10 protein-coding genes are annotated in these 12395 nt (G+C 58.3%); 7 read left to right on the top strand and 3 right to left on the bottom strand.

Translation table 11 applies throughout. The features are described 5' to 3' along the window. The first annotated feature begins 9 nt into the window (after nucleotides 1-9). Both ACEPLT_RS05095 and ACEPLT_RS05090 read left to right on the top strand, forming a co-directional pair. Nucleotides 10-924: an SPFH domain-containing protein gene (locus tag ACEPLT_RS05095; protein WP_008499312.1), complete on the top strand. Its 915-nt coding sequence runs from the start codon at nucleotides 10-12 to the stop codon at nucleotides 922-924. Continuing rightward, on the top strand, nucleotides 921-1373 hold the full coding sequence (locus tag ACEPLT_RS05090; RefSeq protein ID WP_008499311.1) for an NfeD family protein: 453 nt from the start codon (nucleotides 921-923) through the stop codon (nucleotides 1371-1373). Before ACEPLT_RS05095 ends, ACEPLT_RS05090 begins: the two co-directional genes overlap by 4 nt. On the opposite strand, the gene cueR is transcribed toward ACEPLT_RS05090, so the two are convergent. Next, nucleotides 1370-1780 (bottom strand): Cu(I)-responsive transcriptional regulator, encoded by a 411-nt coding sequence (gene cueR, locus ACEPLT_RS05085; RefSeq protein WP_021241620.1) that lies wholly within the window; start codon nucleotides 1778-1780, stop codon nucleotides 1370-1372. The genes ACEPLT_RS05090 and cueR overlap by 4 nt on opposite strands. Nucleotides 1781-1888: 108 nt before the next feature. On the opposite strand from cueR, the gene copA reads away from it, so the two are divergent. The 3 genes from copA (at nucleotide 1889) to ybaK (ending at nucleotide 5910) form a co-directional block, all read left to right on the top strand. Beyond that, on the top strand, nucleotides 1889-4387 hold the full coding sequence (copA, locus tag ACEPLT_RS05080; RefSeq protein ID WP_232927934.1) for a copper-exporting P-type ATPase CopA: 2499 nt from the start codon (nucleotides 1889-1891) through the stop codon (nucleotides 4385-4387). Nucleotides 4388-4437: 50 nt separating this feature from the next. Then, nucleotides 4438-5232, top strand: coding sequence for a TraB/GumN family protein (locus tag ACEPLT_RS05075; protein ID WP_023293131.1), 795 nt, complete (start codon nucleotides 4438-4440; stop codon nucleotides 5230-5232). 198 nt (nucleotides 5233-5430) lie between these two features. Then, nucleotides 5431-5910 carry a Cys-tRNA(Pro)/Cys-tRNA(Cys) deacylase YbaK gene (gene ybaK, locus ACEPLT_RS05070; RefSeq protein WP_008499307.1) on the top strand — a complete coding sequence of 160 codons (480 nt, stop codon included), beginning with the start codon at nucleotides 5431-5433 and terminating at the stop codon, nucleotides 5908-5910. Between the two features lie 90 nt (nucleotides 5911-6000). Here ybaK and ushA read toward each other — a convergent pair whose 3' ends face one another. Further along, nucleotides 6001-7653, bottom strand: coding sequence for a bifunctional UDP-sugar hydrolase/5'-nucleotidase UshA (ushA, locus tag ACEPLT_RS05065; RefSeq protein ID WP_021241624.1), 1653 nt, complete (start codon nucleotides 7651-7653; stop codon nucleotides 6001-6003). 169 nt (nucleotides 7654-7822) lie between these two features. On the opposite strand from ushA, the gene ACEPLT_RS05060 reads away from it, so the two are divergent. Both ACEPLT_RS05060 and ybaL read left to right on the top strand, forming a co-directional pair. Beyond that, on the top strand, nucleotides 7823-9031 hold the full coding sequence (locus tag ACEPLT_RS05060; protein WP_232927931.1) for an MFS transporter: 1209 nt from the start codon (nucleotides 7823-7825) through the stop codon (nucleotides 9029-9031). Nucleotides 9032-9263: 232 nt separating this feature from the next. After that, nucleotides 9264-10940: a YbaL family putative K(+) efflux transporter gene (ybaL, locus tag ACEPLT_RS05055; RefSeq protein WP_008499303.1), complete on the top strand. Its 1677-nt coding sequence runs from the start codon at nucleotides 9264-9266 to the stop codon at nucleotides 10938-10940. Nucleotides 10941-11033: 93 nt separating this feature from the next. Here the strand turns inward: ybaL and ACEPLT_RS05050 are convergent, their stop codons facing one another. Continuing rightward, nucleotides 11034-12338 carry an inosine/guanosine kinase gene (locus ACEPLT_RS05050; RefSeq protein WP_021241626.1) on the bottom strand — a complete coding sequence of 435 codons (1305 nt, stop codon included), beginning with the start codon at nucleotides 12336-12338 and terminating at the stop codon, nucleotides 11034-11036. Nucleotides 12339-12395: the final 57 nt, after the last annotated feature.

Below are 12395 nucleotides of genomic sequence, written 5' to 3'. Positions count from 1 at the left end.
GAGGTTTTTATGCTTATCGTTGTTCCCGTCCTTATTTTCGTTGCGCTGGTTATCGTGGGCGCCGGCGTCAAAATTGTCCCTCAGGGTTATCAGTGGACCGTCGAGCGTTTCGGCCGTTACACCAACACGCTCCAGCCCGGCTTAAGCCTGATTGTCCCGTTCATGGACAGGATAGGCCGCAAGATCAACATGATGGAGCAGGTTCTGGACATTCCGTCCCAGGAAGTGATCTCCAAGGATAACGCCAACGTCACCATCGACGCCGTCTGTTTTATTCAGGTGATTGATGCGCCAAAAGCGGCCTATGAGGTCAGCAACCTGGAGCTGGCGATCGTCAACCTGACGATGACCAACATCCGTACCGTACTCGGCTCGATGGAGCTGGACGAGATGCTTTCCCAGCGCGACAGCATCAACACCCGCCTGCTGCACATTGTCGATGAGGCCACCAACCCGTGGGGGATCAAAGTCACCCGCATCGAGATCCGCGACGTGCGCCCGCCGGCGGAGCTGATCGCCTCCATGAACGCCCAGATGAAAGCTGAGCGAACCAAACGTGCCTACATTCTGGAAGCCGAAGGGGTGCGCCAGGCGGAGATCCTCAAAGCGGAAGGGGAAAAACAGTCGCAGATCCTGAAAGCGGAAGGCGACCGTCAGTCCGCGTTCTTACAGGCGGAAGCGCGTGAACGTTCCGCCGAAGCGGAAGCCCGCGCGACCCAGATGGTGTCCGAGGCAATTGCCGCCGGTGATATTCAGGCCGTGAACTACTTCGTTGCGCAAAAATATACCGACGCGCTGAAAGAGATCGGCTCGGCGAACAACAGCAAAGTGGTGATGATGCCGCTGGATGCCAGCAGCCTGATGGGCTCTATCGCGGGGATCGCCGAACTGATCAAGGACAGCGGAAACGAGCGTAAAAAATGATTGAGCTCATCGTTGCACATCCTCATGCCTTCTGGCTAAGTCTCGGTGGCTTATTGCTGGCAGCGGAGATGCTGGGCGGCAACGGCTACCTGCTCTGGAGCGGTGTGGCCGCCGTCATTACCGGTCTTCTGGTCTGGATCCTTCCCCTGGACTGGGCGTGGCAGGGGGCGCTGTTTGCCGCGCTGACGCTGGTGGCCGCCTGGCTGTGGTGGCGCTGGCTTAACCGGCGGGTTAACGAGCAGAAACCGGTGGACGCCCACCTTAACCAGCGCGGACAGCAGATTGTCGGCAAGCGTTTTACCCTCGACACCGCGCTGGTGAACGGACGCGGACATATGCGCGTAGGCGACAGCTCGTGGCCGGTGGTGGCCGACGATGACCTCAGCGCCGGCACGCGGGTTGAAGTCATTGCGGTGGAAGGTATTACCCTGCGGGTAAAAGCCTGTTAAGCGTGGGTTTTGCGGTGGCAGCAGCCGGCAAGGTTATCAATAATCGGGCAATCGGCGCTGTCATCCCCCGGACAGGAGTCCGCGAGCTGCAGCAGCTGTTCGCGCATCGCCTGCAGTTCGACGATGTGGCGTTCAATTTCGGCCACCTTTTCCAGGGTGCGTTTTTTCACGTCCGCGCTGTGACGCTTAGGATCGTTGAACAGGTTAACCAGCTCGCCGCACTCTTCCAGATTGAACCCGACCTGTCTTGCCTGGCGCAGCAGCGTCAGCTCATCCAGATGCAGCTGCGTGTAGCTGCGGTAGCCGTTTTCACTGCGCAGCGGCGGCGTTACCAGCCCCTTCTCTTCATAAAAGCGGATCGCCTTGCTGGTTAAGCCGGTTTTTTTTGCCACGTCACTGATATTCACATTTCCCCCTTGACCTTCCCCTTGATGGAAGGTTTAACCTTCATAACAGTTAGCGAAAAGCGTTACTCCGGTCAACAACTGACCAATATATTATACGGGAGTTTTGTTATGTCTCACACTATCGACCTGACGCTGGACGGCCTCTCCTGCGGCCACTGCGTCAAACGCGTTAAAGAAAGCCTGGAACAGCGTCCTGACGTTGAAAGCGCTGAAGTGACTATCGACCATGCCGCCGTGACCGGCAGCGCCAGCGCGGACGCGCTGATTGATACCATCAAACAGGCCGGTTACGGGGCGGAGTTAAGCCACCCAAAGGCTAAACCGCTGGCAGAGTCATCATCCCCGTCGGAAGCACTGACAGCGGCCACTCCTGAGCTTCCGGCAGCGGATGATATTGATGACAGCCAACAGCTGCTGATCAACGGCATGAGCTGCGCCAGCTGCGTCTCCCGGGTACAAAACGCCCTGCAGGCGGTCCCGGGCGTCGCGCAGGCACGGGTGAATCTTGCGGAGCGCACTGCGCTGGTGATGGGCAGCGCCTCCGCCGCAGAGTTAGTGCAGGCCGTTGAAAAAGCGGGCTACGGCGCGGAGGCCATCGAAGATGATGCCGAACGCCGCGAGCGCCAGCAGGAAACGGCTATCGCCACCATGAAGCGCTTCCGCTGGCAGGCCATCGTTGCCCTGCTGGTGGGTATTCCGGTGATGGTGTGGGGCATGATGGGTGACAACATGATGGTCACCGACGACAACCGCACCCTGTGGCTGGTGATTGGTCTGATTACCCTTGCGGTGATGGTGTTTGCAGGCGGGCATTTCTATACCAGCGCCTGGAAGAGCCTGAAAAACCGCACCGCGACGATGGATACCCTGGTCGCCCTCGGGACCGGCGCGGCCTGGCTCTATTCCATGAGCGTGAACGTCTGGCCCCAGTGGTTCCCGATGGAAGCGCGGCATCTCTATTATGAAGCGAGCGCGATGATTATCGGCCTGATTAACTTAGGCCATATGCTGGAAGCCCGCGCCCGCCAGCGCTCCTCGAAAGCGCTGGAAAGATTGCTTGATTTAACCCCACCGACGGCCCGCGTGGTCACGGACGAAGGGGAGAAAAGCGTCCCGCTGGCGGAAGTTCAGCCCGGCATGACGCTGCGTCTGACCACCGGCGACCGGGTTCCCGTTGACGGCAAGATAACGCAGGGCGAAGCCTGGCTGGATGAAGCGATGCTGACCGGGGAGCCTATCCCTCAGCAGAAATCAGACGGCGACGCCGTGCATGCCGGTACGGTCGTGCAGGACGGCAGCGTGCTGTTCACCGCCAGCGCCGTCGGCAGCCATACGACGCTGTCGCGTATTATCCGCATGGTGCGTCAGGCGCAGAGCAGCAAGCCGGAGATTGGCCAGCTTGCTGACAAAATCTCGGCCATTTTTGTGCCGGTGGTGGTCGGCATTGCCCTGCTAAGCGCGGCGATCTGGTACTTCTTCGGCCCCGCGCCGCAGATTGTGTATACCCTGGTGATCGCCACCACGGTGCTGATCATCGCCTGTCCTTGCGCCCTTGGCCTGGCGACGCCGATGTCGATTATCTCCGGCGTAGGGCGCGCGGCCGAATTTGGCGTACTGGTACGGGACGCGGATGCGCTGCAGCGGGCCAGTACCCTGGACACGCTGGTGTTTGATAAAACCGGCACGCTGACGGAAGGTAAACCGCAGGTGGTCGCCGTCACGACCGCAGGCATTGCCGAAGCGGACGCGCTGCGTCTCGCCGCCGCGCTGGAGCAAGGCTCAAGCCATCCGCTGGCGCGCGCTATTCTCGATAAAGCCAATGCGTCTGCCCTGCCGCAGGTGAGCAACTTCCGCACCCTGCGCGGGCTCGGCGTGAGCGGTGAGGCAGAAGGCCATGCGCTGCTGCTGGGCAACCAGGCGTTGCTCAATGAAAACGGTATTGATACCGCTGCGCTGGAAAACGAGCTGAAGGCGCAGGCGTCTCAGGGCGCTACCCCGGTTCTGCTGGCGGTGGACGGCAAAGCCGCCGCGCTGCTGGCCGTGCGCGATCCGCTTCGCCAGGACAGCGTGGACGCCTTACAGCGCCTGCACCGTGCGGGCTACCGTCTGGTGATGCTGACCGGGGATAACCCGACCACCGCCAACGCCATCGCGAAAGAAGCCGGTATTGATGAGGTGATTGCGGGCGTACTGCCGGACGGCAAAGCGGACGCCATTAAAAAACTGCAACGTCAGGGCCGTCAGGTGGCAATGGTCGGCGACGGCATCAACGATGCCCCGGCGCTGGCCCAGGCGGATGTAGGGATCGCGATGGGCGGCGGCAGCGACGTGGCCATCGAAACCGCCGCCATTACGCTGATGCGCCACAGCCTGATGGGCGTGGCCGATGCGCTGGCCATTTCGAAAGCCACGCTGCGCAACATGAAGCAGAACCTGCTGGGGGCGTTCGTCTATAACACCCTCGGGATCCCAATCGCGGCCGGTATTTTGTGGCCGCTGACCGGTACGCTGCTGAACCCGGTGGTCGCGGGCGCGGCGATGGCGCTCTCCTCCATCACCGTGGTCAGCAACGCCAACCGGCTGTTGCGCTTTAAACCGAAGGATTGAACCTTGTACCCGTACGCGCTAGCATGAACCTTTCCGTTTATGGAGCGCGTATGGGTCTGTTTCATCGTATAAAAACATCGTTTCGCGCCCTTTTCCCTCGCCGTTACGCCTGGCCCGGTCTGGATATCTCGCTTCCCGGCGGGCAACACCTGCACCTGGTCGGCAGTATCCATATGGGCACGCAGGGTATGTCACCTCTGCCGCCCGGTCTGATAAAGCGCCTGAAGCGCGCCGACGCGCTGGTCGTCGAGGCGGACATCTCGGGCCATGAGTCACCGTTTGCCGGGCTTGAAAGCGATCTCCCGCTGGCGGAACGTCTGAATGAGGCCCAGCTCGCGGAACTGACGCGCGTCGCCGAGGAAACCGGCGTATCGCTCTCCATGATTGACACCCTGCCGCTGTGGCAAATCGCAATGGTATTACAGGCCACGCAGGCCCAGCGTCTGGGGCTGCGGGGTGATTACGGCATTGATTACCAGCTGCTGAACGTGGCGCGGGCGCGCCGTATGCCGATCATCGAACTGGAAGGTACGGACAGCCAGATTGCTCTCCTGCGAGAGCTTCCCGACGACGGTCTGATGCTGCTGGATGATACCCTCACCCACTGGCACACCAACGCACGCCTGCTGCAGACCATGATTGGCTGGTGGCTGGATGCGCCGCCCGCGGACGGCAGGCTGGCGTTACCGTCGACGTTCAGTGAATCGCTGTATGATGTGCTGATGAATGCGCGTAACAAAGCCTGGCGAGAGACGCTGCATGCTCTGCCTGCGGGGGAATACGTGGTGGCGGTTGGGGCGTTACATTTATACGGCGAAGGGAATTTGCCGTCGTTGCTGAAATAAAAAAATGGCCAATATCTCTATTGGCCCGTCAAAGAGGAATTTCATCGTTTTTATTATACCGAAGTGACCTTCGGCTGAGCCGATTGTCGCTCAAAGTGACCATCACTGCCAACACTATTGCGCAAGATGGTGCTATTTTTTAGACAAACGTCAGGCGTATGCTGGCTGCATGAATTGTCTGTCGTAAGAAGGATAGCTATGACTCCCGCCGTTAAATTACTTGAAAAAAACAACATTTCTTTCCGGATCCACACCTACGATCACGATCCGAATGAAACCAACTTTGGTGATGAAGTGGTGCGTAAGCTGGGGCTGAACGCGGACCAGGTCTATAAAACGCTGCTGGTGGCGGTGAATGGCGATATGAAGCATCTCGCCGTGGCGGTGACTCCCGTGGCGGGACAGCTGGATCTGAAAAAGGTCGCTAAAGCGCTGGGGGCGAAGAAGGTGGATATGGCGGATCCGATGGTGGCGCAGCGCACCACGGGCTACCTGGTGGGCGGCATCAGCCCGCTCGGGCAGAAAAAACGCCTGCCGACGCTGATTGATGCCCCTTCACAGGAATTTGAGACCATCTATATTTCCGGCGGCAAGCGCGGGCTGGATATTGAGCTGGCCGCGGGCGACCTGGCGAAAATGCTGGATGCGAAGTTTGCGGATATTGCGCGCAGGGAGTAAAAAAAGCCGGGTGGCGGCTACGCCTTACCCGGCCTACATTTTGCACCCGTAGGCCCGGTAAGCGCAGCGCCACCGGGCAACACAGCTGCACTACTGCCAGCTCACCTCGCCTTTCGGCTCATACGCATTCACGTCAATCGGCGAATTCTGCTCGATATACTGCTTCAGCACTTCTGCATCGATAAAGCCGGTGTTCACGTAGCCCGGTTTATTATCAATATGCGGATAGCCGTCGCCGCCGGTGGCGTTAAAGCTTAACGTCGCCAGACGGTAGGTTTTCGCCGGGTCAACCGGTTCGCCTTTGATCTTCAGGTCGTTAAGCTTGCCGTCTTTCGCTACGAAGCTCACGTTGGCAAACTGCGGATAGGCCCCGGAATCCGGCTTCATCTGCGCCACGGCGGTCAGGTACTCAACAACCTCTTTCCCGCTCATGTCGGCATAAACCACCACGTTACCGAACGGCTGCACCTTCAGAACGTCTTTATAGGTGATGTTTCCACCTTCGATGGAATCACGAATGCCGCCGCCGCTCATCACGCCAAAATCAGCCCCGGTGCGCGCCATTTGCGCCGCCAGCACCAGGTGCCCCATGTTGGTCTGCACGAAGCGAACTTTGCTGCGGTCCCCTTCCAGACGACCGTTCAGCGTGCCGATTTTCACGTCCAGCTGCGCCTTGCCTTTGTTCTGGAACGGCGTCAGCAGGGAGAGCATCTGCTGGTTTTCTGGAATCTCTGGGGTGTAAAGTACGCGCTCGCTTTTCCCGTCCGGGTAGGTGACCTTCTTCTTCAGGTTGACCGGAATGAGCTGATAGTGCACCAGCTTCATCTCGCCGTTACGGAACTCGAAGTCCGCCCGGCCTACGTATTTGCCCCACTCGTGCGCCTGCACAATCCAGATACCGTTCTGACGGTCTGGCGCACACGGCGTGCCCGGCACGTAGTCCACCTGCTTTTTATTCTCGGATGCCATGCAGACCGGATCCTGTGAGTGACCACCCACAATCATCGCCAGCGAGCCCGCCGGCAGGCTGCGCGCCATCTCCACGTCGCCCGGCGCATTGGAGCCGTGCTCACCGTTGTCGTAGTGCCCCATGTGGGTGGTGGCGATAATCACGTCCGGCTTTTCGTTTTGCTGCAGCTCCTGAATCACCAGCTTCGCTTCGTCTGCCGGTTTGCGGAATTCGATATCGGTGAAGAACTCTGGGTTGCCAATTTTCGCCGTGTCGTCGGTGGTTAGGCCGATGACCGCGATCTTCAGATCCTGACGCTTAAACAGCGCCCACGGCTTGAACAGGCGTTCGCCGGTGCTTTTCTGGTAAATGTTGGCGGAGAGGAACGGGAATTTGGCCCACTTCTCCTGCTGACGCAGGACGCTCAGCGGATTATCAAACTCATGGTTACCGACGGCCATCGCGTCGTAGCCAATCAGGTTCATGCCGCGAAAGTCGGGCTCGGCGTCCTGCAAATCGGATTCCGGCACGCCGGTATTGATATCGCCTCCCGACAGCAGCAGCACGCTGCCGCCCTGGGCTGCCACCTCTTTACGAATGCCGTCCACCAGCGTTTTTTGCGCCGACAGGCCATATTCGCCGTATTCACTGCGCCAGAAATGACCGTGGTGATCGTTGGTATGCAGAATAGTGATTTTATAGGTTTTGTCTTTTTCATACGCCTGCACGGGCAGGCTTACCAGCCCCCACGCCGCGATGAGCGCCAGCGCGACGCCCCGCTTCATTAACTTCATCTTCTCTCTCCCTGACCAATAGACAAAGGCAGAAATTACAGTGACTAATAAGAATAGACAAATAAGTTTTCAGAATTGCGACTTTCTTCAAATGTCCCGGGCGGGTATGTTAGTCGGATAATAATTACACCCTGCATCGCTAATAACTCAAGACGTGGTAATTCTCTCTATGGCAATCAGTGAATCAACTCAGCCCGTTCCGGGCGCGCCAGCGTCGCGCACCTCCTTTAAAGTCTTAGGCGCAATCAGTCTCTCGCACCTGCTCAACGATATGATCCAGTCGTTGATTCTGGCAATTTACCCGCTGCTGCAGTCCGAATTTTCGTTAACCTTTGTGCAGATTGGGATGATCACCCTGACCTTCCAGCTGGCTTCCTCGCTGCTGCAGCCGGTGGTGGGCTACTGGACGGATAAATATCCTATGCCGTGGTCGCTGCCCATAGGCATGTGCTTTACCCTAAGCGGGCTGGTGCTGCTGGCCATGGCCGGAAGTTTTAAAGCCGTGCTGATTGCCGCCGCACTGGTAGGCACCGGCTCGTCCGTTTTCCATCCGGAGTCTTCCCGCGTGGCGCGCATGGCGTCCGGCGGTCGTCATGGCCTGGCGCAGTCACTTTTCCAGGTAGGGGGCAACTTCGGTAGCTCTCTCGGCCCGCTGCTGGCCGCGGTTATTATTGCCCCTTACGGTAAAGGCAACGTGGCGTGGTTTGTGCTGGCCGCGCTGCTGGCGATTATCGTGCTGGCGCAGATTAGCCGCTGGTATGCCGCTCAGCATCGGGTGAATAAAGGAAAACCTAAAGCGAAGGTTATCAATCCCCTGCCGCGCAATAAGGTTATCCTGGCGGTTGCCGTCCTGCTGGTGCTGATTTTCTCGAAATACTTCTATATGGCGAGCATCAGCAGCTATTACACCTTTTATCTGATGCAAAAATTCGGATTATCGGTACAAAACGCGCAGATCCACCTGTTTGCCTTCCTGTTCGCGGTGGCCGCAGGGACGGTAATTGGCGGGCCGGTGGGCGATAAAATTGGCCGTAAATATGTCATTTGGGGCTCTATCCTCGGCGTAGCGCCTTTTACCCTCATTTTGCCGTACGCCAGCCTTGAATGGACGGGGATTTTGACCGTAATTATTGGTTTTATTCTCGCCTCCGCGTTTTCCGCCATTCTGGTCTATGCCCAGGAGCTGCTGCCCGGACGTATCGGTATGGTTTCCGGACTGTTTTTCGGTTTCGCCTTCGGCATGGGCGGGCTGGGTGCAGCGGTGTTAGGGATGGTTGCGGATCACACCAGCATCTTCCTGGTTTATAAAATCTGCGCTTTCCTGCCACTTCTTGGCATATTGACCATATTCCTGCCTGATAACCGCCATAAAGCGTGAATTACGGGTAGCTAAACTTATGCTTTAGCTACCTGATACCCTTATACCATAAGGGGTTCCTCTTCATCCCCGCGCTGAATTTATCAAAATGCGCTTTTTTACGTGCATATTGCTGTTTTATTCAAACTTCAACAATTATTCATAAACATAAGGGTAAAAATTGTCATAAACTATTACCTGGTTTTTTGGTATTCACGCCAAAAATGGAACACTCACCACGAAAGGAGACGGAATGCACCACGCCACACCGCTTATCACCACCATTGTTGGTGGACTTGTGCTCGCTTTTATTCTCGGCATGATTGCCAATAAGCTGCGTATTTCTCCTCTTGTCGGCTATCTGCTGGCAGGTGTGCTGGCGGGACCGTTTACGCCAGGTTTTGTTGCGGATACCAAACTGGCCCCTGAGCTGGCGGAATTGGGCGTGATTCTGCTGATGTTCGGCGTCGGCCTGCACTTCTCCCTGAAGGATTTGATGGCGGTAAAGTCGATTGCCATACCGGGAGCGATCGCCCAGATAGGGGTGGCGACGCTGCTTGGGATGGCGCTTTCGGCCGTGCTGGGCTGGTCGCTGATGACCGGTATCGTATTTGGGCTGTGTCTTTCAACCGCCAGTACCGTGGTGCTGCTGCGCGCGCTTGAGGAGAGACAGCTGATAGACAGCCAGCGCGGACAGATCGCGATAGGCTGGCTGATTGTGGAAGATCTGGTGATGGTTCTGACGCTGGTGCTGCTGCCCGCCGTCGCCGGCATGATGGAAAAAGACAATATCGGCTTCGCCTCGCTGGCGCTGGATATGAGCATCACCATCGGGAAGGTGGTGGCGTTTATCGCCATCATGATGCTGGTGGGTCGCCGTCTGGTGCCGTGGATCATGTCCCGCAGTGCGGCGACCGGATCCCGCGAGCTGTTTACCCTCTCCGTGCTGGCGCTGGCGCTGGGTATCGCGTTTGGTGCCGTTGAGCTGTTTGATGTCTCCTTCGCGCTGGGCGCGTTCTTCGCCGGGATGGTGCTGAACGAATCCGAGCTGAGCCACCGCGCTGCACACGACACCCTGCCGCTGCGCGACGCCTTTGCCGTGCTGTTCTTCGTCTCCGTCGGGATGCTGTTTGACCCGCTTATTCTGATTCAGCAGCCGCTGGCCGTGCTGGGCACGCTGGCGATCATTATCTTTGGTAAGTCGCTCGCCGCCTTCTTCCTGGTGCGAATGTTCGGCCACTCTCCGCGGACGGCGCTGACCATTGCCGCCAGCCTGGCGCAGATTGGCGAGTTCGCCTTTATTCTGGCCGGTCTGGGCATGGCCCTGAATCTGCTGCCGCAGGCCGGACAAAACCTGGTGCTGGCGGGGGCGATCCTGTCAATTATGCTGAACCCGGTGCTGTTTGCCCTGCTGGAAAAATACCTCGATAAAACCGAAACGCTGGAAGAGCAGACGCTGGAAGAGGCCATCGAAGAAGAGAAGCAGATCCCGGTCGATATTTGCAATCACGCCCTGCTGGTCGGCTTTGGCCGCGTCGGCAGCCTGCTTGGCGAGAAGCTGATGGCGCAGGGCATTCCGCTGGTGGTAATTGAAACGTCACGCACCCGCGTTGACGAGCTGCGCGAGCGCGGTATTCGTGCGGTGCTGGGCAATGCGGCGAACGAAGAGATCATGGAGCTGGCGCATCTGGACTGCGCCCGCTGGCTGCTGCTGACCATTCCCAACGGCTATGAGGCGGGTGAGATTGTCGCCTCCGCGCGCGCGAAGTGTCCAAACATTGAGATTATCGCCCGGGCTCACTACGACGACGAGGTGGATTACATTACCGAGCGCGGTGCGGATAAGGTGGTGATGGGCGAGCGCGAGATTGCGAATACGATGCTGACGCTGCTGGAAAAACCGCCGGTTGAAGAGGCGGTGACGGGTTAAGTTTTGTGCGGCCTGATGCCCTCACCCTGGCCCTCTCCCACAGGGAGAGGGAACAAACACTAAAAACGGCAACCACAGGTTGCCGTTTTGCTTTTACCTGTCCCAGTACGCCTCTTCGAGGCTGTCTTCCCGTTCCGGCAGGCCACGCGTTAAGCGCGGTGAGTGCTGGTTCAGCACCTGATAGCTTACGCGGTTGGCGTACTTGCATACCTGCGCCAGCGACGAATAGGTCAGCCAGCTGAACTTGTGCTTGCTGGAATTTGGCACGTTGGTTTTGTGGTAGGCGTTAGCGGTGATGTCGTGCAGCAGCGCGGCCAGCGCGCCGTCGCCCGCGCCGTTGGTATTCATGATCTTCTCCGGCCCGCCCATGTAAGGGGCGATGTGCGAGTAGATACGCAGCGGATTAACACAGTCTTTAAAACGCATGCCGCGGCTGAACTCGTACTGGTTGAACTCGGCAATCGCGCCGGGCAGCAGCGGGTGCTGGGTTTTGCGTTTGCTCTCTTCTTCGGTGAAGCCAGCCATATACAGCCCAACCGGACCCGCGGTGCAGAGCACCAGATCCACCCAGTCCAGCGCTTTGTCAGACGCCAGCAGCGGATCGCTTTCACCGGTCAGCGCTTCGGCCTCCTCTTCGTTCATCGCCAGAATCGAGACGTGCTCTTTCAGGAACGCCTGCCACCATTCAGGATTATCGGCAATCACGAATTTGGTGCCCAGCGTCAGAACGACGGGCACGTCGTACTTCTTCGCGTACTCAATCGCCTTCATGGTCGCTTCCGGCATCGGCTCGCCCGGCTTGCAGCGCACCAGGTAGGAGGTCAGCACCAGCGCCGAGGCGCCCGCGATCACCTCTTCGGGAATGCTGTCCGCGCGCAGCTTGTTCATATGACCCGGGCTGATGGCAAAGGTACGCTCGCCGGATTCGCCGATCAGCGTAAAGCAGCGGCCAATCGGCCCGTCGACGCCCTGGAGATAGTTCAGATCGGTACGGCTGGAGGTGTTGCACAGGTAACGGTAGGCGTAGCCACCGATTTCGATATTGCTGCACATTACGCCGAGCAGGACAGAGCGGTCGTCCGCCAGCACGGAGTAGTTGTGCATGGTGTTGCCGATGGTGCCACCGGCGAACTGATGGGTAATCAGGTTTTCGCGCACCAGCTCCTGGTACAGCGCTTCGGCAACGTCATCTTCAATCACCAGCGAGTGACCGGCGCTCAGACCGTAACGGGCGACAAACGCATCATCCACTTTCGCTTCAATGTCCACCAGCGTCTGGTCGATACCGACGACCCACGCCGCGCTGGTTTCATTTTCTGGCTGGATTTGCTGCAGGAGCGGATCGCGGGCATCCACGGGGAAGTAGTGTTTGGATTTGCGTTTACCGGGAAATTTCATGGTCTGAACTGTACGAAGAATATGGGCCGGGAATGGTAGCACAAACCCGGCCCGGAG

The sequence above is a fragment of the Enterobacter sp. fkY84-1 genome (assembly GCF_052974705.1).
This window is presented reverse-complemented; position numbering and strand designations above follow the sequence as displayed.

Bases quoted from the DNA above. Each gene is read 5' to 3' on its own strand.
- ACEPLT_RS05050 (WP_021241626.1), bottom strand. From the start codon at position 12,338: ATGAAATTTCCCGGTAAACGCAAATCCAAACACTACTTCCCCGTGGAT.
- ybaK (WP_008499307.1), top strand. From the start codon at position 5,431: ATGACTCCCGCCGTTAAATTACTTGAAAAAAACAACATTTCTTTCCGG.
- ACEPLT_RS05075 (WP_023293131.1), top strand. From the start codon at position 4,438: ATGGGTCTGTTTCATCGTATAAAAACATCGTTTCGCGCCCTTTTCCCT.
- ACEPLT_RS05060 (WP_232927931.1), top strand. From the start codon at position 7,823: ATGGCAATCAGTGAATCAACTCAGCCCGTTCCGGGCGCGCCAGCGTCG.
- ACEPLT_RS05090 (WP_008499311.1), top strand. From the start codon at position 921: ATGATTGAGCTCATCGTTGCACATCCTCATGCCTTCTGGCTAAGTCTC.
- copA (WP_232927934.1), top strand. From the start codon at position 1,889: ATGTCTCACACTATCGACCTGACGCTGGACGGCCTCTCCTGCGGCCAC.
- ACEPLT_RS05095 (WP_008499312.1), top strand. From the start codon at position 10: ATGCTTATCGTTGTTCCCGTCCTTATTTTCGTTGCGCTGGTTATCGTG.
- ushA (WP_021241624.1), bottom strand. From the start codon at position 7,653: ATGAAGTTAATGAAGCGGGGCGTCGCGCTGGCGCTCATCGCGGCGTGG.
- ybaL (WP_008499303.1), top strand. From the start codon at position 9,264: ATGCACCACGCCACACCGCTTATCACCACCATTGTTGGTGGACTTGTG.